We start from the raw sequence: 20,453 nt of genomic DNA, 5'->3' as shown, positions 1-20,453 counted from the left end.
TCCACATGCACAAGCCACGTTCCGCGGCTATCGTAGGGCTTGCTGCTGATCCTCAGATGGCTTTGATCGAGCTCCTTCGGATTCCCGCTGCTCCAAAAAAGCGAAGCTCCAGCCTTCCGGCGCTCGAAGCACGGCACGGAAAAAAAGCGGCGCCCGAGGGCGCCGCTTTCAAATTTCGGACTGCCGAAAGGCTTACGCCGCCTCGGCTTCCTTTTCCTGCACCGGACCGGAATCCTGGCCCTTGGCATCGACGTCGCGGTCGACGAACTCGATTACGGCCATCGGGGCGTTGTCGCCGTAGCGGAAGCCGGCCTTGATGATGCGGGTGTAGCCGCCCTGGCGGTCCTTGTAGCGGGCCGCGAGCGTATCGAAGAGCTTCTTGACCATGTCGAAGTCGCGCAGCTCCGCGATCGCCTGGCGGCGTAGCGACAGGCCACCCTTCTTGCCGAGGGTGACGAGCTTCTCGACGATCGGGCGGAGCTCCTTGGCCTTGGGCAGCGTGGTGACGATCTGCTCGTGCTTGATCAGCGCAGCCGCCATGTTAGCGAACATCGCCTTGCGATGCTCGGCCGTGCGGTTGAGCTTCCGATGAACCTTGCCGTGACGCATGTGTTTATTCCTTACGTATGAACTGCCGCGACGGTTCGTCGGACAAGTTGCTCAGGTGGGCTTCCTGCGTTCGCCCATGAAAATCGTGGCCGGATGTCTCCGGCCACGACGGTGAAGTCGATCAGTAGTGATCCTCGAAGCGCTTGGCGAGCTCGTCGATGTTTTCCGGCGGCCAGCCCGGCACTTCCATGCCGAGGTGCAGCCCCATCTGGGCCAGCACTTCCTTGATCTCGTTCAGCGACTTGCGGCCAAAGTTCGGGGTGCGGAGCATTTCCGCTTCGCTCTTCTGCACGAGATCGCCGATATAGACGATGTTGTCGTTCTTCAAGCAGTTGGCCGAACGCACCGAGAGCTCGAGCTCGTCCACCTTCTTGAGGAAAGCCGGGTTGAAGGCGAGGTCCGGGATGATCTCCTGGGCAACTTCCTTGCGCGGCTCTTCGAAATTGACGAACACGTTGAGCTGATCCTGGAGGATGCGCGCGGCGTAGGCCACGGAATCATCCGGCGAGATCGCACCGTTGGTCTCGATCGTCATGGTCAGCTTGTCGTAGTCGAGGATCTGACCCTCGCGGGTGTTCTCGACCTTGTAGGAGACCTTGCGGACCGGCGAGTACAGGCTGTCGACCGGGATCAGGCCGATCGGCGCGTCCTCGGGACGGTTGCGCTCGGCGGGCACGTAACCCTTGCCGGTCGAGACCGTGAACTCCATGCGGATCTCCGCACCCTCGTCGAGGGTGCAGATCTGGAGGTCCGGGTTGAGCACGGTGACGTCGCCGACGGTCTGGATGTCGCCAGCGGTGACGACGCCCGGCCCCTGCTTCTTCACGACCATGCGCTTGGGGCCCTCGCCCTGCATCTTGATCGAGATGTCCTTGATGTTGAGCACGATGTCGGTGACGTCCTCACGGACGCCAGCGATCGAGGAGAACTCGTGCAGCACGCCATCAATGTGCACCGACTGCACCGCCGCGCCCTGGAGCGAGGAGAGCAGGATGCGCCGCAGCGCGTTGCCGAGGGTCTGGCCGAAGCCGCGCTCGAGCGGCTCGGCGACGATGGTCGCGAAACGGTTCGAGTCGCTACCGGACGTAACCTGGAGCTTGTTCGGTCGAATCAGTTCTTGCCAATTTTTCTGGATCGTCACTGTTTCACCCATACAGGCCAGTCAATTTGAAAACTCAAATACTGGCGTTGGAGAAAGGCCGCAGATGATTCCCGCGGCTTCGCAAAAAACATCGCGAGCGCCGACGCGCTCGCAACTTCGTATTAAACGCGCCGACGCTTCCGGGGACGGCAACCGTTGTGCGGGATCGTGGTCACGTCGCGGATCGAGGTGACGGTGAAGCCCGCGGCCTGAAGCGCGCGGAGCGCCGATTCGCGACCCGAACCGGGACCGGCCACTTCGACTTCCAGCGTGCGCATACCGTGCTCCTGCGCCTTCTTGGACACGTCCTCGGCGGCAACCTGCGCGGCATACGGGGTCGACTTGCGCGAACCCTTGAAGCCCATCGTGCCGGCGGAAGACCAGGCAATCGTGTTGCCCTGCGCATCCGTGATGGTGATGGTCGTGTTGTTGAACGACGAGTTCACATGCGCGACGCCGGAGGCGATGTTCTTGCGCTCACGACGGCGAACGCGGGTGGCTTCCTTGCCCATTGAGTCCCTTTCCTGACGATCTCAAACGCCGCCGTAATGCCAGCGGCTACACCTGTGGAAGCGAATAGCGAGTAGCAAATGGCGAATAGGGAAACGCCCCTACTCGCCACTCGCCACTTCCAATTCGCCAGTTTACTTCTTCTTGCCGGCGATGGCCTTCGCCGGGCCCTTGCGCGTGCGCGCGTTGGTATGAGTGCGCTGACCGCGCACCGGCAAACCGCGACGATGACGCAGGCCGCGATAGCAGCCGAGGTCCATCAGACGCTTGATGTTGATACCGACCTCACGACGCAGATCGCCCTCGACGAGATAGTCGCGGTCGATCACTTCGCGGATCTGGAGCACTTCGGCGTCGCTGAGCTGATTGACGCGACGATCCGCGGGGATCTTCACCTTCTCCAGGATCTCACTGGCGATCTTCGGGCCGATGCCATGGATATACTGGAGCGCGATCAGCGCGCGCTTGTTGGTGGGAATGTTCACGCCGGCAATACGGGCCACGGCCTTCTCTCCTGTCGCCGATCCTCGTCAGGATCGGGCTTTAAGTGCTTGTGTTCTCGGGCAGGTGTTCACAAACGCGAACACGACGCCCACCCCCGGTCTTCCTGGGGCCCGGCATCGTCTGAAACTATCCGACTTGGATGCGGGGCTTATTAGGGGATTCCGGGGGCGCTCGTCAACCGCTGCTAGCGTTTGGCTCGCTTTTTCGTGACCTTTTTTGCGGCCTTTTTGGCACCCTTCTTGACGGCCTTCTTGGCAGTCTTCCTGGTCGCCTTCTTTGCTGTCTTCCGGGCGGCCTTGCCGGCGCCCTTCAGGGCCTTCTTGGCGGTCTTTTCTGCGGATTTGGTTGCCTTTTTGGCCGTTTTTGCCGGCCTTTTGGCCGCTGTCTTCGCTGCCTTGGCCTTCTTGGCCGGCGCAGCCTTGGCCGCACTGCGGGCCTGCGTCTTGCCGTGGCTCTTGGGCTCGACCGCCCCCAGCGCCAGGAGCTGGCGGTGGATGGCACGGGTGACCTCGTCGATGGCCATCATGCCGTCGATGGTCGAGAGCTTCCGCCGCTCGGAATAGTAGTGAATCAGCGGTTCCGTCTGGCTGCGGTAGCTGGCGAGGCGCTTGGTCAGGACCTCCGGGGTGTCGTCGATCCGGACCTCCTCCCCGCGCTCGCGCATCTGAGCGACGCGGGTCTCGACGCGGTTCAGGAGCGCGCTCTCGTTGACACGCAGCTCGATCACGGCATCGAGCTTGAGATGCTTGCGCTTGAGCAGCTCGTCCAGCGCCTCGGCCTGCGGCACGGTGCGTGGGAAACCGTCGAGGATGAAACCGTTCTTGGCATCCGGCTGGTCGATGCGGTCGGAGATGATTCCGACCACGACCTCGTCGGGCACGAGGCCGCCGCTGGCCATGATCTCCTTGGCCTTCAGCCCGACCGGCGTTCCTGCCGCAACGGCCGCGCGCAGCATCTCGCCGGTCGAGAGCTGGACGATGCCATAGCGCTGGACCAGCAGCTGCGCCTGGGTCCCCTTGCCCGACCCCGGCGGTCCCAGAAGTATAATTCTCATCGGCGTACGCCCCCCCGGATTGGTGAGCGATACGTCGCGCACCTGTGTTTGAAGATCAAGGACAGTGCAAACCATAATCGGCGCTGCACCGCTACCCATATCATAGGGGAGCGGATGGGCTGACGCCAAGAAGGGCTTTGAAATCAGCGATTGTGCTGCTGTGAGTACAGCTCTGCGAATGCGAAGCGCCGCGTGTTGCTGGCGGAGCGAATCGGCGGCGCAATCGCGCCGCCTTCAGGGGACGCCGCGCTTAGCGGCGGCGACCGCGCAGCTTCGACTTGCGGATCAGGCCTTCGTACTGATGCGCCAGCAGATAGCCCTGCACCTGCGCCACGGTGTCCATGGTGACGCTGACGACGATCAGCAGCGAGGTGCCGCCGAAGTAGAACGGCACCGAGGCGTAGGAGATCAGGATCTCCGGAATCAAGCAGACGATCGCCAGATAAATCGCGCCGAGCACGGTGATGCGTGACAGCACGTAGTCGATATATTCGGCGGTGCGCTCGCCGGGACGGATGCCCGGAATGAAGCCGCCGTGCTTCTTCAGATTGTCCGCGGTCTCGGTCGGATTGAACACGATCGCGGTGTAGAAGAAGGCGAAGAAAACGATCAGCGCCAGATACATGATCAGGAACAGCGGACGGCCGTGGCCGAGCTGGGTGGTGATCCACTGGAACCATTCCGGTCCGCTGCCGGCGTTGAAGTTCGCCACCGTGGTCGGCAGCAGCAGCAGCGAGGACGCGAAGATCGGCGGGATCACGCCCGAAGTGTTGAGCTTGAGCGGCAGATGCGAGGACTGGCCCTCGAACATCTTGTTGCCGACCTGACGCTTCGGATACTGGATCAGCAAGCGGCGCTGCGCGCGCTCCATGAACACGATGAAGGCGATCACGGCGACCGCCATGATGATGACGACCAGGATCAGACCGGTCGACATCGCACCCTGACGGCCGAGCTCGAGCATGTTGGCGAGCGCCGCAGGCAGCTCGGCGACGATGCCGGCGAGAATGATCAGCGAAATGCCGTTGCCGATGCCGCGCGAGGTGATCTGCTCGCCAAGCCACATCAGGAACATGGTGCCGCCGGTCAGCGTGATCGCCGTGGACAGGCGGAAGAATAGGCCAGGCTCGCTGACGACGTTGCCGGCGCCCTCGAGGCCCACCGCGATGCCGTAGGACTGGAACGCGGCCAGGATGACGGTGAGATAGCGGGTGTACTGGTTCAGCGTCTTGCGGCCGGCCTCGCCTTCCTTCTTCAGCGCCTCAAGCTGCGGTGAGACGGTGGTCAGGAGCTGGATAATGATCGAGGCCGAGATATACGGCATGATGTTCAGCGCGAAGATCGCCATGCGGTGGATGCCACCGCCGGCGAACATGTTGAACATGCCGAGGATGCCGCCGGCCTGGGACCGGAACACCTGCTCCCAGATGTTGGGATCGATGCCGGGCAGCGGGATGTAGGTGCCGAGCCGATAAACGAGCAGCGCACCCAGGGTAAACCAGATGCGCTTCTTCAGTTCGTCGGCCTTGGCGAACGCGCCGAAATTGAGGTTGGCTGCCAGTTGTTCCGCTGCAGAGACCATCTTGGACTTTCTCCCGCCGCCTGTTGCGCCGTCATGCCCGCGGCCGGGCTACTCTAAAGCGCGATGAGATCAGGATGCCTCACCGTCGCGCTCTAGGTTGTCGTTTTCAGTATGATCTTCTCGGAAAACCGCTTCACACTTTGCGCTAACGCGGTCCTTCGGGTCCCGATCATGCTTTAGCGGACGCCGGATATTATCTGGGGCTCGGCTCCGATAAGTCCATCGTCCCGCATGCGTAAAGGCCCGCGAGGCGCGGGCCAATGACGCAGTTGTTACGCCGCCTCGCCTTCTTCCTTGGCAGGGACGAGGATCTTTACCGAACCGCCGGCCTTCTCGACCGCTGCGATCGCGGTCTTGGAGGCGCCATGCGCTTCAATGTTGAGCTTGGACTTGAGCTCGCCGCGGCCGAGCAGCCGCAGGCCGCCCTTGGCGCGGCGCAGCACGCCGCCCTTCACCAGCGCCTCGACGTTCACGACGCTGCCGGCGTCGATCTTCTTGGCATCGACCGCTTCCTGGAGCCGGTCGAGATTGATCTCGGCGAACTCGACGCGGAAGATGTTGTTGAAGCCGCGCTTGGGCAGACGGCGATGCATCGGCATCTGGCCGCCTTCGAAACCCTTGATGCGCACGCCCGAACGCGCAGTCTGGCCCTTGCCGCCGCGGCCCGACTGCTTGCCCTTGCCCGAACCGATGCCGCGGCCGACGCGCATACGCTTCTTGCGCGAGCCGGCGTTGTCGGCGATATCGCTGAGCTTCATCGCCCTTCTCCTTGTGTGTTGCGCACGATATTCACCGAAAACCGGGTGCCCGCTTTTCGGGATCCTGCGCCGTTTCTTACTTCTCGTCGACGATGCGGACGAGATGGTGAACCTTCTCGATCATGCCGCGGACCGCCGGGGTATCCGGCAGTTCGCTGGTGCGGCCGATCTTGTTGAGCTTGAGCCCGATCAGCGTCGAGCGCTGCGAGTGATGGCGGCGGATCGCGCTGCCGGTCTGCTCGAGCTTGATCGTCTTGGCGGCCTTGGCCATGGGAGTCTACTCCGAAAAGCTTCCGTTACTCGGCAGCCGCCTCGGCGTCACCGCCGATACGACGGGACTGGAGGGTGGACACCTTGATGTTGCGGCGGGCAGCAACCGAGCGCGGCGAATCCTGATGCTTCAGCGCGTCGAAGGTCGCGCGAACCATGTTGTACGGGTTCGACGAGCCGATCGACTTCGCCACCACGTCCTGGACGCCGAGCGTCTCGAACACGGCGCGCATCGGGCCACCGGCGATGATGCCGGTGCCGGCCGGGGCGGCACGCAGGTAGACACGGCCCGCGCCATGACGGCCGGCGATGTCGTGATGGAGCGTGCGGCCCTCGCGCAGCGACACGCGAGTCAGGTTGCGCTTGGCGGATTCGGTCGCCTTGCGGATCGCCTCAGGCACTTCGCGCGCCTTGCCGTGACCGAAGCCGGCGCGGCCCTTCTGATCGCCGATCACGACCAGCGCTGCGAAACCGAAGCGCTTGCCGCCCTTGACGACCTTGGCCACGCGGTTGATGTGGACGAGCTTGTCGACGAACTCGCTGTCGCGCTCCTCGCGCTCCCTGCGTTCACGTCCGCCGCCGCGTTGATCGCGTCCACCACGTTGTTCGCGTTCAGCTGCCATGGTTTTTCCAATCCTTCAGAGGCTTGCGCCTCAATCCTCAAATTCTGTTAGAAGCTCAGCCCGCTCTCACGCGCGGCGTCGGCAAGAGCCTTGACGCGCCCGTGATAGAGATAGCTGCCGCGATCGAACACGACTTCCTTGACGCCCTTCTCGGCAGCGCGCTCCGCCAGCAGCTTGCCGACCGCCTTCGCCGCATCGATGTCGGCGCCGGTCTTGCCGCCGTCCCGCATCGACTTCTCGAGCGAAGAGGCAGAGGCCAGCGTCTCGCCCTTGAGGTCGTCGATGACCTGGGCGTAGATGTGCTTGGACGAGCGGAACACCGACAGGCGCGGACGGCCACCCCCGGAGCGGCGCAGCTTCAGCCGCACACTCCGCTTGCGCCGGGCATTCGTAACCTTGGCTTTCGACATGACCGGCTCCGTTACTTCTTCTTGCCTTCCTTGCGGAAGATGAATTCGCCAACATACTTCACGCCTTTGCCCTTGTAGGGCTCCGGCGGGCGATAGCCGCGGATCTCGGCTGCGACCTGGCCAACGCGCTGGACGTCGCTGCCGGTTACCGTGATCTCGGTCGGCTTCGGCACGGTGATCGTGATCCCTTCCGGGATCGGATAGATCACGTCGTGGCTGTAACCGAGCGCAAGCTGCAGGTTCTTGCCCTGCATCGCGGCGCGGTAGCCGACGCCGGTGATCTCGAGCTTCTTCTCGAAGCCCTTGGTGACGCCCTCGACGAGGTTCGCGACCTGAGCGCGAGCGGTGCCGTAAAGCGCCCGCGCGCGATTGGTCTCGAACCGCGGCTTGACCTTGATCTCGCCGCTCTCGAGCTTCACCTCGACGTCGTCATGGACGACGAACTGAAGCTGGCCCTTCGGCCCCTTCATCTTGACGGTCTGCCCATCAACGGTCGCGGTAACGCCCGACGGAACCGCTACAGGCCTTTTGCCAACACGTGACATGGATCAAAAATCCTTCTCAGAACACCGTGAAGAGGACTTCGCCGCCCACATTCGCGTCGCGCGCGCTGTGGTCGGCCATAATCCCCTTCGGCGTCGACAACACCGAAATGCCGAGTCCGTTGTTGACCCGCGGCAGAGCCTTCACCGAGGCGTAGACACGACGTCCCGGCTTGGAGACCCGTTCGATCTCGCGGATGACGGGCTCGCCGTCGAAATACTTCAGCTCGATCTCGATCTCGCTGCGGCCCGAGGGATGCTCGAGCGTGGCGTAACCGCGGATGTAGCCCTCGGACTTCAGCACCTCGAGCACGTTCTCGCGCATCTTCGAGCCAGGCGTGGAGACCTTGGTCTTGGAGCGCATCTGCGCGTTGCGGATGCGGGTGATCAGATCGCTGATTGGATCGTGCGTAGACATCTAAACGACCCTCCTTACCAGCTCGACTTCACGAGGCCCGGGACCATGCCCTTGGAGCCAAGGTCGCGCAGCGCGATACGGGACAGCTTGTTCTTGCGGTAGTTCGAGCGGGGACGGCCCGACAGCTCGCAACGCAGACGGATGCGGGTCGCCGACGAGTTGCGCGGCATTTCCGCCAGCTTCAACGTCGCAGCGAAGCGCTCTTCCATCGGCAGCTTCTTGTCGGCGATGATCGCCTTCAACCGCTCGCGCTTGGCGGCGGCGTTCTTCACCATCCGCTTGCGCCGGTTGTTCTTCTCGACTGAACTCTTCTTTGCCATGCTTGGCTCCTGGGTATCCGCGTTTGAGAGGCTTTAGGTGAGCGTCTCACTGCCGGAACGGGAAATTGAAAGCGGTCAACAAGGCCCTCGCCTCTTCGTCGGTCTTGGCCGTGGTGCAGACGGTGATATCCATACCGCGGGCTTCCGTGACCTTGTCGAAGTCGATCTCGGGGAAAATGATGTGCTCCTTGATGCCGAGCGAGTAGTTGCCGCGGCCGTCGAAGCTCTTCGGGTTCAGGCCGCGGAAGTCGCGGACGCGCGGCAGCGCGACCGTCACCAGGCGATCGATGAACTCGTACATGCGTGCCTTGCGCAGCGTGACCTTGCAGCCGATCGGCTGATTCTCACGCAGCTTGAAGGTCGCGATCGCGACGCGCGAATAGGTCACGATCGCCTTCTGGCCGGCGATCTGGGTCAATTCGGCAGCGGCGGTCTCGGCCTTCTTGCGATCGTTGACGGAATCGCCAACGCCCATATTTAGCACGACCTTGTCCAGACGCGGAACCTGCATGACGTTCTCGTAACCGAACTTCTCGGTCAGCGCCGTGCGGATCTTCGCATCATATTCCGCGCGCAGGCGCGGCGTGTAAGCGGCCTCAGCCATCGATCTCAGCTCCCGAGCTCTTGGCGATGCGGACCTTCTTGCCGTCCGCCAGAATCTTGAATCCGACGCGGGTCGGCTTTCCGTCCTTGCCGACATACGCGATGTTGGACAGTTGGATCGGCGCCTCTTTCGAGATGATGCCGCCCTCCTGGGCCTGCGTCTGCTTCTGGTGACGCTTGACCATATTGATGCCGCGCACGAGCGCGGTGCCGGCGTCGGGGCGTACCTCGAACACCTCGCCGGTCCGGCCCTTGTCGCGACCGGTCAGCACGACGACCTTGTCGCCCTTGCGGATCTTCGCAGCCATCACAGCACCTCCGGCGCGAGCGAAATGATCTTCATGTGGTTCTTGGCGCGCAGCTCGCGCGGCACAGGCCCGAAGATGCGGGTTCCGACCGGCTCGGCCTGGTTGTTGATCAGGACGGCCGCGTTGCGGTCGAAGCGGATCACCGAACCGTCGGCGCGGCGGATGTCCTTGCGGACGCGCACCACGACGGCCTTCATCACGTCGCCCTTCTTCACCTTGCCACGCGGAATCGCTTCCTTGATCGAGACGACGATGATGTCCCCGATCGTGGCGTAGCGGCGCTTGGAGCCTCCGAGCACCTTGATACACATGACACGGCGTGCGCCAGAATTGTCGGCCACGTCGAGGTTGGTCTGCATCTGAATCATTGATGCACCTCGTCCTCTTCTCTTTGCGCCAGCCCAGCCGGCGCTCAACATTTCCCTGAAGTCAGTCGGCTAAAGCCAACAGATCAGGCGCTTTTCTTGTGCTCGCCCCGGATCACGACCCAGCGCTTCAACTTCGAAATCGGCTTCGATTCCTCGATCCACACCACGTCGCCCGGCTTGAACTGGTTGCTCTCGTCGTGCGCGTGATAGTTCTTCGAACGGCGGATCGTCTTCTTGTAGATCGGGTGCGTGAAGCGGCGGTCGACGCGCACCACGATGGTCTTGGCTTGCTTGTCGCTGACGACCACGCCCTGCAGAGTACGTTTCGGCATCTTCGTAAGCCTCTTACTTCTTCTTCGCGCGCGTCTGCGCGGCGACGGTCTTGATCCGGGCGATGTCGCGCCTAGCCTCGCGCAGGCGCGAGGTGTTCTCGAGCTGCCCGGTGGCGCGCTGGAAGCGCAGGTTAAAGCGCTCCTTCTTCAGGTTCAGGATGGCATCATCCTGCTGGTCGGGGCTCATCGCGCGGATGTCTTCGATCTTCATCTGGGCCATGGCCATTACTCCGCAATGCGCTCGACGAAGCGCGTCTTGATCGGCAGCTTGGCGGCCGCCAGGGTCAGCGCCTCGCGCGCGGTCTGGGTGTTGACGCCGTCGATCTCGAACAGCACCCGGCCCGGCTTGACGCGCGCGACCCACAGTTCCGGCGAACCCTTGCCGGAGCCCATGCGGACTTCGGCCGGCTTCTTCGACACCGGAACGTCGGGAAACACGCGGATCCAGACGCGGCCGGCGCGCTTCATGTGGCGGGTCAGCGCGCGGCGGGCGGCTTCGATCTGGCGCGCGGTGACGCGCTCAGGCTCGGTCGCCTTCAGGCCGTACTGGCCGAAGGCCAACGTCGCGCCCGAAGACGCAACGCCGTGGATGCGGCCCTTATGCGCCTTCCGGAACTTCGTTTTCTTAGGTTGCATCATGGCTTTAAGCCCTCAAATTCCTGTGCTGGCTCAGGCTGCAGCCGAATCGCGGCGCTGACGGCCACCGCGATCACCACTGCCGCCCGTCTCGCCTTCGGCCATTCTCTTGTCCTGGGCCATCGGATCGTGCTCGAGGATCTCGCCCTTGAAGATCCAGACCTTGACGCCGCACGTGCCGAAGGTTGTGAACGCGGTCGCAACGCCGTAGTCGATGTCGGCGCGCAGCGTGTGCAGCGGCACGCGACCTTCGCGGTACCACTCCATGCGCGCGATTTCCGCACCGCCAAGGCGTCCCGAGCAGTTGATGCGGATGCCTTCCGCGCCGAGACGCATCGCCGACTGCACGGCGCGCTTCATGGCGCGGCGGAACGCCACGCGGCGCTCGAGCTGCTGCGCAATCGACTCGGCCACCAGCGTCGCGTCGAGCTCCGGCTTGCGGATCTCGACGATGTTGATGACGACGTCGGACGAGGTAATGTCCGCGACCTTCTTGCGCAGCTTGTCGATGTCGGCGCCCTTCTTGCCGATCACCACGCCCGGACGGGCCGAGTGGATGGTGACGCGGCACTTCTTGTGCGGGCGCTCGATCACGATGCGAGCGACGGCGGCCTGCTTGAGTTCCTTGTGCAGGATCTCGCGGATCTTGACGTCCTCGTGCAGAAGCTTGCCGTATTCCTGCTTGCCGGCGAACCAGCGAGAATCCCAGGTCCGGTTGATGCCGAGACGCAGACCGATCGGATTGATCTTTTGACCCATCGTGTTCTCCTGCGCCTTTAAGCGGCTGCTGCTTCGGCTTCGACCTGACGAACGATGATCGTCAGCTGCGAAAATGGTTTGTAGACACGGCCCGAGCGGCCACGGCCGCGGGCGGCGAAGCGCTTCATCACGAGCCCGTTGCCGACGAAAGCCTGCGCCACGACGAGATCATCGACGTCGAGGTCGTGATTGTTCTCGGCATTGGCGATAGCCGATTCCAGGCACTTCTTCACATCGACCGCGATCCGCTTGCGCGAAAACTGCAGGTCGGCGAGCGCGGCAGACGCCTTCCGGCCGCGAATGAGCTGGGCGACCAGGTTGAGCTTCTGCGGGCTTACCCGCAGCATCCGGGCGACCGCCTTGGCCTCGTTGTCGGCGAGGCTCCGTTCGCGCTTAGGTTTGCTCATCGTTTAATCCTCAAGCCTTCTTGGCTTTCTTGTCGCCGGAGTGGCCATGGAAGGTCCGGGTCGGCGAGAACTCGCCGAATTTGTGACCGACCATTTCCTCGTTGACGGCCACCGGCACGTGCTTCTGGCCGTTGTAGACGCCGAAGGTCAGGCCGACGAACTGCGGCAGGATCGTCGAGCGACGGCTCCAGATCTTGATGACGTCGTGACGGCCGGACGCGCGCGCGGCATCTGCCTTCTTGAGCAGAGAACCCTCGACGAACGGGCCTTTCCAGACTGAACGAACCATGTCCGGCGTTCCTTACTTCTTCCGCTTGTGGCGGCTTAGGAGAATGAATTTGTTGGTCGACTTGTTGGTGCGGGTCTTCTTGCCCTTGGTCGGCTTGCCCCACGGAGTGACCGGGTGGCGACCGCCCGAGGTACGACCTTCACCACCGCCGTGCGGATGGTCGATCGGGTTCATCGAAACGCCGCGGTTGTGCGGCTTGCGGCCCATCCAACGCTTGCGGCCGGCCTTGCCGATCGAGGTGTTCATGTGATCCGGGTTCGACACGGCGCCGATCGTGCCACGGCAACGGCCGTGCACGAGGCGCTGCTCGCCCGAGTTCAGGCGGATGATCACGTAGTCTTGGTCGCGACCGACGAGCTGGGCGTAGGTGCCCGCGGAACGGGCGAGCTGGCCGCCCTTGCCGATCTTGACCTCGATGTTGTGGATGATCGTGCCGACCGGCATGTTGCCGAGCGGCATGACGTTGCCCGGCTTCACGTCGACATAGTTGCCGGCGACGATGGTGTCGCCAACGGCCAGCCGTTGCGGCGCCAGGATGTAGGCCTGCTCGCCGTCCTGATACTTGATCAGGGCGATGAAGCCGGTGCGGTTCGGATCGTATTCGAGCCGCTCGACCGTCGCGGGGACGTCGATCTTCTCGCGCTTGAAGTCGACGGTGCGCAGCGTCTGCTTGTGACCGCCGCCGCGGAAGCGCACGGTGATGCGGCCGGTGTTGTTGCGACCGCCCGAGGACTTCTTGCCCTCGGTGAGCGCCTTCAGCGGCTTGCCCTTGTACAGGGCCGAACGATCGACCATGACCAGCTGGCGCTGGCCCGGCGTCGTGGGATTGAATGTCTTCAGTGCCATCGTCGTACGACCTTACAGACCGGTGGTGACGTCGATCCGGTGACCCTCTTCGAGGGTCACGATCGCGCGCTTGGTGTTCGACTGCGAGCCGAGATTGCCGCGGAAGACCTTGGTCTTGCCCTTGCGGACCAGCGTGTTGACGCTCTTGACCTTGACGTCGAACAGCTTCTCGATCGCTTCCTTGATCTGCGGCTTGGTCGCCTTCGCGGCCACCTTGAACAGCACCTTGTTGTGCTCCGAGGCGATCGTCGCCTTTTCGGTCACGACCGGCGACAGGATCACGTCGTAGTGGCGAGGCTCGATGTTCTTCGTCATTTGAAGCGCGCCTCCAGCGCATCGATGGCGGCCTTGGTCAGAACGAGCTTCTGACGGCGCAGGATGTCATAGACGTTGATGCCCTGGATCGGCAGCACGTCCATGTTCGGGATGTTACGCGCGGCCGCGGCAAATCCGTTGTTGAGCTCGGCACCGTCGATGATCAGCGCGTTGGTGAGTCCCAAGCCCGAGAAGTGACCGAGCAGCGCCTTGGTCTTGGCGGCTTCGAGGGCGGCCTTCTCGATCACGACGAGATCGCCGTCCTTGGCCTTGGCCGAGAGCGCATGCTTCAACGCGAGCGCGCGGACCTTCTTCGGCAGGTCGGTGGCGTGCGAGCGCACCACCGGGCCGAAGGCACGGCCGCCGCCACGGAACTGCGGCACGCGGGCCGAGCCATGACGAGCACCGCCGGTGCCCTTCTGCTTGTACATCTTCTTGCCGGTGCGCCAGATCTCGGCGCGGCCCTTGGCCTTGTGCGTGCCGGCCTGGCGCTTGTTGAGCTGCCACTGCACGCAGCGCGCGATGATGTCCTCGCGCGGCTCGAGGCCGAAAATGGCGTCGGAAAGCTGGACCGAGCCGGCTTCCTTACCTTCGAGGGTCGTGACCTTCAATTCCATCTCACGCCTCCTGCGCAGCCGGGGCGGCTTCCGCTTCGCCAGCAACCTTGAACTTGCCGGGCTTCGGAGCTTCCTTCGGCAGCGGCTTCTTGACGGCGTCGCGCACGCGGATCCAGCCGCCCTTGGAGCCGGGAACGGCGCCTTCGACGAGGATCAGGCCGCGCTCGACATCGGTCTGGACGACACGAAGATTGAGCGTGGTGATGCGATCGACACCCATGTGGCCGGGCATCTTCTTGTTCTTCCAGGTCTTGCCGGGGTCCTGACGGCCACCGGTCGAACCAATCGAGCGGTGCGAGATCGACACACCGTGCGTGGCGCGCAGACCGCCGAAGTTCCAGCGCTTCATACCGCCGGCAAAACCCTTACCGACGGAGGTGCCGGTCACGTCGACGAACTGGCCGACGACGAAGTGATCGGCCTGGATCTCGGCGCCGACCGGGATCATGGCATCCGCGGTGACGCGGAATTCCTCGACCCGGCGCTTCGGCTCTACCTTGGCCACGGCGAACTGACCGCGCTCGGCCTTGGGCATGTAAACGGTCTTGCGGCTGCCAGAACCGAGCTGGAGCGCGACGTAACCGTTCTTCTCTTCGGTGCGGTGGCCTACGACCTGGCAATTGCCGAGCTTCAGCACGGTCACGGGGATATGTTCGCCGGCCTCCGTGAAGACCCGCGTCATCCCGACCTTTTGTGCGATCACTCCGGAGCGCATCGGCTTGCTTCCTGTTCTTTCTGTCCGCTTGACGCGAACGGGATCCAAAATCTTAGAGCTTGATCTCGACGTCGACACCGGCGGCAAGGTCGAGCTTCATCAAAGCATCGACGGTCTGCGGGGTCGGATCGACGATGTCGAGCAGGCGCTTGTGAGTGCGCATCTCGAACTGTTCGCGGCTCTTCTTGTCGACGTGGGGCGAACGGTTGACGGTGAACTTCTCGATGCGGGTGGGCAGCGGAATGGGTCCGCGGACCTGCGCGCCGGTGCGCTTCGCCGTGTTCACGATCTCACGGGTCGACGTATCGAGGATACGATGGTCGAACGCCTTGAGACGGATACGAATGTTTTGGCCGTTCATTGCCGTGCTTTCTTTGAGTAGAGTGGCGAGTAGCGAGTAGCGAAATAGAACTCCCTATTCGCCACTCACCATTCCCTATTCGCTTGTTTACTCGATGATCGAGGCGACGACGCCGGCACCGACGGTGCGGCCGCCTTCGCGGATCGCGAAGCGGAGCTTCTCTTCCATCGCGATCGGCACGATCAGGTGCACTTCCATCGCGATGTTGTCGCCCGGCATCACCATCTCGGTGCCTTCCGGCAGGTGCACGACACCGGTCACGTCGGTGGTGCGGAAGTAGAACTGCGGACGGTAGTTGGTGAAGAACGGGGTGTGGCGACCGCCCTCTTCCTTGGTGAGGATGTAGGCCTCGGCCTTGAACTTGGTGTGCGGCTTGACCGAACCGGGCTTGGCCAGAACCTGGCCGCGCTCGACGTCCTCGCGCTTGGTGCCGCGGAGCAGCGCGCCGATGTTGTCGCCGGCCTGGCCCTGATCGAGCAGCTTGCGGAACATTTCGACGCCGGTGACGGTGGTCTTCTGGGTCGCGCGCAGACCGACGATCTCGATTTCCTCGCCGACCTTGACGACGCCGCGCTCGACACGGCCGGTCACGACGGTGCCGCGGCCCGAGATCGAGAACACGTCTTCAACCGGCATCAGGAACGGCTGGTCGATCGGACGCTCCGGCTGCGGGATGTACTCGTCGACGTTGCGCATCAGCTCGAGGATGGCGTCGTGGCCAAGCTTCTTGTCGGAATCTTCGAGAGCGGCCAGTGCCGAACCCTTGATGATCGGAATCTTGTCGCCGGGGAATTCGTACTTCGAGAGCAGCTCACGGACTTCGAGTTCGACGAGCTCGAGCAGCTCCGGATCGTCAACCATGTCGCACTTGTTGAGGAACACGACGAGCGCGGGCACGCCGACCTGACGGGCGAGCAGGATGTGCTCGCGGGTCTGCGGCATCGGGCCGTCAGCGGCCGACACGACCAGGATCGCACCGTCCATCTGGGCGGCGCCGGTGATCATGTTCTTGACGTAGTCGGCGTGGCCGGGGCAGTCGACGTGGGCGTAGTGGCGGTTCTTCGTCTCATACTCGACGTGGGCGGTCGAGATGGTGATACCGCGCGCCTTCTCTTCCGGCGCCTTGTCGATCTGGTCGTACGCGGTGAACGTCGCGCCGCCGGTCTCGGCGAGGATCTTGGTGATCGCCGCGGTCAGCGACGTCTTGCCATGGTCGACGTGACCGATGGTGCCGATGTTGCAGTGCGGCTTGTTACGTTCAAACTTTGCTTTGGCCATTTGACTCTCCGTTCAATCGTCAGCTTGAGACCGACGACAATCAGGCAAACTTCTTCTGGACTTCTGCCGACACGTTGGCCGGCGCTTCTGCGTAGTGGTCGAACTGCATGGTGAAGGTCGCGCGACCCTGGCTCATCGAGCGCAGATTGTTCACGTAACCGAACATGTTCATGAGCGGCACCATCGCATTGATGACGTTGGCGTTGCCGCGCATGTCCTGACCCTGGATCTGACCGCGCCGGGAGTTCAGGTCGCCGATGACTGAGCCGGTGTAGTCTTCCGGGGTCACCACTTCGACCTTCATGATCGGCTCGAGCAGAACGGACTTGCCCATCTGGAGCGCTTCGCGGAAGCAGGCGCGCGAGGCGATTTCGAAGGCGAGCGCCGACGAGTCGACGTCGTGATATTTGCCGTCGACGAGCGTCACCTTGACGTCGACCACGGGGAAGCCAGCGACCACGCCGGACGACAGCACGCTCTCCAGGCCCTTCTCGACGCCGGGGATGTATTCCTTCGGCACCGCGCCGCCGACGACCTTCGATTCGAACTCGAAGCCCTTGCCGGGCTCGTTCGGCTCGACGATGAACGACACGGCCGCGAACTGGCCGGTACCGCCGGTCTGCTTCTTGTGCGTGTAGCTGTGCTCCACCCGCTTGGTGATGCGCTCACGGAACGCCACCTGCGGCGCACCGATATTGGCGTCGACCTTGTAGGTGCGCTTGAGGATGTCGACCTTGATGTCGAGATGAAGTTCGCCCATGCCCTTGAGGATGGTCTGGCCGGACTCGTGGTCGGTCGACACGCGGAAGGACGGATCCTCCGCGGCGAGCTTGGCCAGCGCCACGCCCAGCTTCTCCTGGTCGGCCTTGGACTTCGGCTCGATCGCGATCTCGATGACCGGCTCGGGGAATTCCATCTTCTCCAGGATCACCTGCTTGTCGGGATCGCACAGCGTGTCACCGGTGCGCGCTTCCTTCAGGCCCGCCAGCGCGACGATGTCGCCGGCATAGGCTTCCTTGATGTCCTCGCGGTTGTTCGCATGCATCAACAGCATGCGCCCGATGCGCTCCTTCTTCTCGCGGGTCGAGTTCACGACGCCGGTGCCGCTCTGTAGAACGCCGGAGTAGATGCGGCAGAAGGTGATAGTGCCGACGAACGGGTCGTCCATGATCTTGAACGCGAGCAGCGCCAACGGCTCCTTGTCGTCCGCCTTGCGCACGACTTCGTTGCCCTTGTCGTCGGTGCCCTTGATCGCGGGCACGTCGAGCGGCGACGGCAGATAGTCGACGACGGCGTCGAGCAGCGGCTGCACGCCCTTGTTCTTGAAGGCCGAGCCGCACAGCACGGGATAGAACGCGCCGGTCAGCACCGCCTTGCGGATCAGCCGCTTCAACGTCGCCTCGTCCGGCTCCTTGCCGTCGAGATAAGCGGCCATGGCGTCGTCGTCGAGCTCGACGGCGGCTTCCACCATCTTCTCGCGGTATTCCTTGGCCTGGTCGACGAGCTCTTCCGGAATATCGACATAGTCGAACTTCGCGCCGAGCGATTCATCGTTCCAGACGACGCCCCTCATCTTCACGAGGTCGACGAGACCCTTGAAGTTGTTCTCGGCACCGATCGGAAGCTGGATCGCGACGGGCTTGGCGCCGAGGCGATCGACGATGTCAGCCAGGCACTTGAAGAAGTCCGCACCGATCTTGTCCATCTTGTTGGCGAAGACGATGCGCGGAACCTTGTACTTGTCGCCCTGGCGCCAGACCGTCTCGGTCTGGGGCTCGACGCCCTGGTTCGAGTCGAGCACGCAGACGGCGCCGTCGAGCACGCGCAAGCTGCGCTCAACTTCGATGGTGAAGTCGACGTGGCCGGGCGTGTCGATGATGTTCAGGCGCTTGCCGTTCCAGAACGCGGTGGTCGCAGCCGAGGTGATCGTGATGCCACGCTCCTGCTCCTGCTCCATCCAGTCCATCGTCGCGGCACCTTCGTGCACTTCGCCGATCTTGTGGCTCTTGCCGGTGTAATAGAGGATGCGCTCGGTCGTCGTCGTCTTGCCGGCGTCGATATGCGCCATGATACCGAAATTACGGTAGTCCTCGATGGCATGTTGGCGGGGCATGGGGTGTTCCTTGCGAGTCCGTTTGTTTCGCCGTTACCAGCGATAGTGCGAGAAGGCGCGGTTGGCTTCCGCCATGCGGTGCACGTCTTCGCGCTTCTTGACGGCGTTGCCCCGGTTGTTCGATGCGTCCAAAAGCTCCGCCGAGAGCCGCTCGGTCATCGTCTTCTCGTTGCGCTCGCGCGCGGCCGCGATCAGCCAGCGAATGCCGAGAGCCTGCCGGCGGGTCGAGCGAACCTCGACCGGAACCTGGTAAGTCGCGCCCCCGACGCGGCGGGAACGCACTTCGATCGTCGGCATGACGTTCTCGAGCGCCTGCTCGAACACGCCGAGCGGGTTCTGCTTGGTCTTGGTTTCGATGATACCGAACGCACCGTAAACGATGCCCTCGGCGACCGACTTCTTGCCGGCATACATCACCGAGTTCATGAACTTCGTGACGATGATGTTCCCGAACTTCGGATCGGGAAGGACTTCACGCTTTTCAGCAGAATGGCGACGAGACATGGACGAGGTTCCCGCTTACTTCGGACGCTTGGCGCCGTACTTCGAACGACGCTGCTTACGGTTCTTGACGCCCTGGGTATCCAGAACGCCGCGGAGGATGTGGTAGCGCACGCCGGGCAAGTCCTTGACGCGGCCGCCGCGGATCATGACCACCGAGTGCTCCTGGAGGTTATGACCTTCGCCGGGGATGTAGCCGATCACCTCGAAGCCGTTGGTCAGGCGCACCTTGGCGACCTTACGAAGCGCCGAGTTCGGCTTCTTCGGGGTCGTGGTGTAGACGCGGGTGCAAACACCACGCTTCTGCGGCGACTGCTGCAGCGCCGGCACCTTCTTGCGCGACTTCTGCACTTCCCGCGGTTGAGCGATCAGCTGGTTGATCGTCGGCATTCTGGCCTTACCCTTTGTTCTGCCGCGGCCCCTTCCGGGTCCGCTGTCTTGCCGCGGCCCGTTGCCGGGACCGCAAATTCTTTCGAGCTACCGGCCCGACGGAGCCGCCTTGCGCAGATCAATCCGCACAAAGCGAAATTGCGCCAACCGCTCCATCACCGAGCGGAAAGCGCTTCGACGCCGCAGAGGACCGCAGTATTGGACCGGTCAGCACAATGCCGTGGCCCGCGCACTGAGGTCATGCATCCGAGTTCGATCTCATGAGAACGTGCTCAAGAGAACTAAAATCGCACTGGCATTGCCTAGCTATGATCGACAGCGTTTGAGCGGCATTCGTCGAGGTTGGTGCCCGCCTAGCGACCCCCTGAGGGATCAAACGGGTGGCCCGTTCCGACGCTGGCGATGCTCACCGCCTGTCGTTAAGTGAGGCGCTTTCTATAAGCGAGAATCGATCAAGTCAAGGTGAAACGACAGTCACAGCGCCTGCAGAAATAGCCTCTTGGCCATCTCACTGCCCCTGCCTGACATGGTAATGAAGCGCTCGATTTGCTAGGTCCGAAGACAATTATACCCGGATTAAATGTAGCTTTATTACCAAAGTGAGCGTGTTTTCCCGCCCACACACCATTCCGCTGGCTCGTGGCAGGCTTTCCAGTCTTCCGTGGCGCGCCACGATGCCCAGTCTCGCCTGGATTTTCGGCTAGAGCGTTAGCCCATCGGACTGAATCGCTGGGGATTCACAAATCAGCGTTTTGATGATTCAAGCTTGCCGCCTGGATTGGAGGCCGGCGGGCATGGCGAAACCGCTGTCGATGGATCTTCGCGAACGTGTGCTTGCCTGTATTGGAGGCGGCGTTTCAGGCCGGCAGGCTGC

The 20,453-nt window shown here is 62.9% G+C and carries 31 protein-coding genes; all 31 read right to left on the bottom strand.

Going from position 1 to position 20,453, the window contains the following annotated elements:
- Window positions 1-192: 192 nt before the first annotated feature.
- Window positions 193-609: a 50S ribosomal protein L17 gene (gene rplQ, locus IVB12_RS34055; RefSeq protein WP_247306325.1), complete on the bottom strand. Its 417-nt coding sequence runs from the start codon at window positions 607-609 to the stop codon at window positions 193-195.
- A gap of 121 nt (window positions 610-730) precedes the next feature.
- Complete coding sequence (locus IVB12_RS34050; RefSeq protein WP_247306321.1) at window positions 731-1,762, bottom strand: DNA-directed RNA polymerase subunit alpha; 1,032 nt, start codon at window positions 1,760-1,762, stop codon at window positions 731-733.
- A 110-nt stretch (window positions 1,763-1,872) separates the two neighbouring features.
- Window positions 1,873-2,262: a 30S ribosomal protein S11 gene (gene rpsK / locus IVB12_RS34045; protein WP_007603045.1), complete on the bottom strand. Its 390-nt coding sequence runs from the start codon at window positions 2,260-2,262 to the stop codon at window positions 1,873-1,875.
- Between the two features lie 132 nt (window positions 2,263-2,394).
- Window positions 2,395-2,763, bottom strand: coding sequence for a 30S ribosomal protein S13 (gene rpsM, locus IVB12_RS34040; RefSeq protein ID WP_247279371.1), 369 nt, complete (start codon window positions 2,761-2,763; stop codon window positions 2,395-2,397).
- Window positions 2,764-2,948: 185 nt separating this feature from the next.
- Entirely contained in the window at window positions 2,949-3,818 is an 870-nt protein-coding gene (locus tag IVB12_RS34035; RefSeq protein ID WP_247306319.1) for an adenylate kinase, read from the bottom strand.
- A gap of 250 nt (window positions 3,819-4,068) precedes the next feature.
- Window positions 4,069-5,400: a preprotein translocase subunit SecY gene (gene secY, locus IVB12_RS34030; protein WP_247279369.1), complete on the bottom strand. Its 1,332-nt coding sequence runs from the start codon at window positions 5,398-5,400 to the stop codon at window positions 4,069-4,071.
- A gap of 272 nt (window positions 5,401-5,672) precedes the next feature.
- A complete protein-coding gene (rplO, locus tag IVB12_RS34025; protein WP_247306316.1) occupies window positions 5,673-6,158 on the bottom strand; it encodes a 50S ribosomal protein L15 in 486 nt (161 codons plus the stop codon).
- A gap of 76 nt (window positions 6,159-6,234) precedes the next feature.
- On the bottom strand, window positions 6,235-6,429 hold the full coding sequence (gene rpmD / locus IVB12_RS34020; RefSeq protein WP_011088137.1) for a 50S ribosomal protein L30: 195 nt from the start codon (window positions 6,427-6,429) through the stop codon (window positions 6,235-6,237).
- A gap of 25 nt (window positions 6,430-6,454) precedes the next feature.
- A complete protein-coding gene (rpsE, locus tag IVB12_RS34015; protein WP_247306313.1) occupies window positions 6,455-7,051 on the bottom strand; it encodes a 30S ribosomal protein S5 in 597 nt (198 codons plus the stop codon).
- A gap of 47 nt (window positions 7,052-7,098) precedes the next feature.
- Window positions 7,099-7,461 carry a 50S ribosomal protein L18 gene (gene rplR, locus IVB12_RS34010; protein WP_007603036.1) on the bottom strand — a complete coding sequence of 121 codons (363 nt, stop codon included), beginning with the start codon at window positions 7,459-7,461 and terminating at the stop codon, window positions 7,099-7,101.
- A gap of 11 nt (window positions 7,462-7,472) precedes the next feature.
- Window positions 7,473-8,006: a 50S ribosomal protein L6 gene (rplF, locus tag IVB12_RS34005; RefSeq protein WP_247279366.1), complete on the bottom strand. Its 534-nt coding sequence runs from the start codon at window positions 8,004-8,006 to the stop codon at window positions 7,473-7,475.
- 16 nt (window positions 8,007-8,022) lie between these two features.
- Window positions 8,023-8,421 carry a 30S ribosomal protein S8 gene (gene rpsH / locus IVB12_RS34000; RefSeq protein WP_008549240.1) on the bottom strand — a complete coding sequence of 133 codons (399 nt, stop codon included), beginning with the start codon at window positions 8,419-8,421 and terminating at the stop codon, window positions 8,023-8,025.
- 14 nt (window positions 8,422-8,435) lie between these two features.
- Window positions 8,436-8,741: a 30S ribosomal protein S14 gene (gene rpsN, locus IVB12_RS33995; protein ID WP_018647251.1), complete on the bottom strand. Its 306-nt coding sequence runs from the start codon at window positions 8,739-8,741 to the stop codon at window positions 8,436-8,438.
- Window positions 8,742-8,787: 46 nt separating this feature from the next.
- Window positions 8,788-9,345 carry a 50S ribosomal protein L5 gene (gene rplE / locus IVB12_RS33990; protein ID WP_247279365.1) on the bottom strand — a complete coding sequence of 186 codons (558 nt, stop codon included), beginning with the start codon at window positions 9,343-9,345 and terminating at the stop codon, window positions 8,788-8,790.
- Window positions 9,338-9,652 carry a 50S ribosomal protein L24 gene (gene rplX, locus IVB12_RS33985; protein WP_011088142.1) on the bottom strand — a complete coding sequence of 105 codons (315 nt, stop codon included), beginning with the start codon at window positions 9,650-9,652 and terminating at the stop codon, window positions 9,338-9,340. The genes rplE and rplX overlap by 8 nt, the downstream gene beginning before the upstream one ends.
- Complete coding sequence (gene rplN, locus IVB12_RS33980) at window positions 9,652-10,020, bottom strand: 50S ribosomal protein L14 (protein ID WP_008549246.1); 369 nt, start codon at window positions 10,018-10,020, stop codon at window positions 9,652-9,654. The genes rplX and rplN overlap by 1 nt, the downstream gene beginning before the upstream one ends.
- Window positions 10,021-10,103: 83 nt before the next feature.
- Complete coding sequence (gene rpsQ, locus IVB12_RS33975; RefSeq protein ID WP_008549247.1) at window positions 10,104-10,352, bottom strand: 30S ribosomal protein S17; 249 nt, start codon at window positions 10,350-10,352, stop codon at window positions 10,104-10,106.
- Between the two features lie 13 nt (window positions 10,353-10,365).
- Entirely contained in the window at window positions 10,366-10,572 is a 207-nt protein-coding gene (gene rpmC / locus IVB12_RS33970; RefSeq protein ID WP_011088144.1) for a 50S ribosomal protein L29, read from the bottom strand.
- 5 nt (window positions 10,573-10,577) lie between these two features.
- Complete coding sequence (rplP, locus tag IVB12_RS33965; RefSeq protein WP_018647247.1) at window positions 10,578-10,991, bottom strand: 50S ribosomal protein L16; 414 nt, start codon at window positions 10,989-10,991, stop codon at window positions 10,578-10,580.
- A gap of 30 nt (window positions 10,992-11,021) precedes the next feature.
- A complete protein-coding gene (gene rpsC, locus IVB12_RS33960) occupies window positions 11,022-11,747 on the bottom strand; it encodes a 30S ribosomal protein S3 (RefSeq protein ID WP_247279364.1) in 726 nt (241 codons plus the stop codon).
- Between the two features lie 17 nt (window positions 11,748-11,764).
- Entirely contained in the window at window positions 11,765-12,154 is a 390-nt protein-coding gene (rplV, locus tag IVB12_RS33955; RefSeq protein ID WP_035729589.1) for a 50S ribosomal protein L22, read from the bottom strand.
- A gap of 10 nt (window positions 12,155-12,164) precedes the next feature.
- Window positions 12,165-12,443 (bottom strand): 30S ribosomal protein S19, encoded by a 279-nt coding sequence (gene rpsS, locus IVB12_RS33950; protein WP_008136357.1) that lies wholly within the window; start codon window positions 12,441-12,443, stop codon window positions 12,165-12,167.
- Window positions 12,444-12,455: 12 nt separating this feature from the next.
- Window positions 12,456-13,289 (bottom strand): 50S ribosomal protein L2, encoded by an 834-nt coding sequence (gene rplB / locus IVB12_RS33945; protein ID WP_247306308.1) that lies wholly within the window; start codon window positions 13,287-13,289, stop codon window positions 12,456-12,458.
- Window positions 13,290-13,301: 12 nt separating this feature from the next.
- Window positions 13,302-13,604: a 50S ribosomal protein L23 gene (locus tag IVB12_RS33940; protein WP_247279363.1), complete on the bottom strand. Its 303-nt coding sequence runs from the start codon at window positions 13,602-13,604 to the stop codon at window positions 13,302-13,304.
- Entirely contained in the window at window positions 13,601-14,221 is a 621-nt protein-coding gene (gene rplD / locus IVB12_RS33935) for a 50S ribosomal protein L4 (protein WP_018647243.1), read from the bottom strand. Before rplD ends, IVB12_RS33940 begins: the two co-directional genes overlap by 4 nt.
- A 1-nt stretch (window position 14,222) precedes the next feature.
- Window positions 14,223-14,936, bottom strand: coding sequence for a 50S ribosomal protein L3 (gene rplC / locus IVB12_RS33930; protein ID WP_247306305.1), 714 nt, complete (start codon window positions 14,934-14,936; stop codon window positions 14,223-14,225).
- A gap of 52 nt (window positions 14,937-14,988) precedes the next feature.
- Window positions 14,989-15,297, bottom strand: a complete 309-nt coding sequence (rpsJ, locus tag IVB12_RS33925; protein WP_002712302.1) for a 30S ribosomal protein S10 — start codon at window positions 15,295-15,297, stop codon at window positions 14,989-14,991.
- 87 nt (window positions 15,298-15,384) lie between these two features.
- On the bottom strand, window positions 15,385-16,575 hold the full coding sequence (gene tuf / locus IVB12_RS33920) for an elongation factor Tu (protein WP_211406468.1): 1,191 nt from the start codon (window positions 16,573-16,575) through the stop codon (window positions 15,385-15,387).
- Window positions 16,576-16,615: 40 nt separating this feature from the next.
- Complete coding sequence (gene fusA, locus IVB12_RS33915; protein ID WP_247279361.1) at window positions 16,616-18,688, bottom strand: elongation factor G; 2,073 nt, start codon at window positions 18,686-18,688, stop codon at window positions 16,616-16,618.
- A 33-nt stretch (window positions 18,689-18,721) separates the two neighbouring features.
- Window positions 18,722-19,192 carry a 30S ribosomal protein S7 gene (gene rpsG / locus IVB12_RS33910; RefSeq protein WP_035709569.1) on the bottom strand — a complete coding sequence of 157 codons (471 nt, stop codon included), beginning with the start codon at window positions 19,190-19,192 and terminating at the stop codon, window positions 18,722-18,724.
- Between the two features lie 15 nt (window positions 19,193-19,207).
- On the bottom strand, window positions 19,208-19,579 hold the full coding sequence (gene rpsL, locus IVB12_RS33905; protein WP_007603006.1) for a 30S ribosomal protein S12: 372 nt from the start codon (window positions 19,577-19,579) through the stop codon (window positions 19,208-19,210).
- Window positions 19,580-20,453 lie beyond the last annotated feature (874 nt).

The sequence above is a fragment of the Bradyrhizobium sp. 179 genome (assembly GCF_023073535.1).
Lineage (GTDB): Bacteria > Pseudomonadota > Alphaproteobacteria > Rhizobiales > Xanthobacteraceae > Bradyrhizobium.
This window is presented reverse-complemented; position numbering and strand designations above follow the sequence as displayed.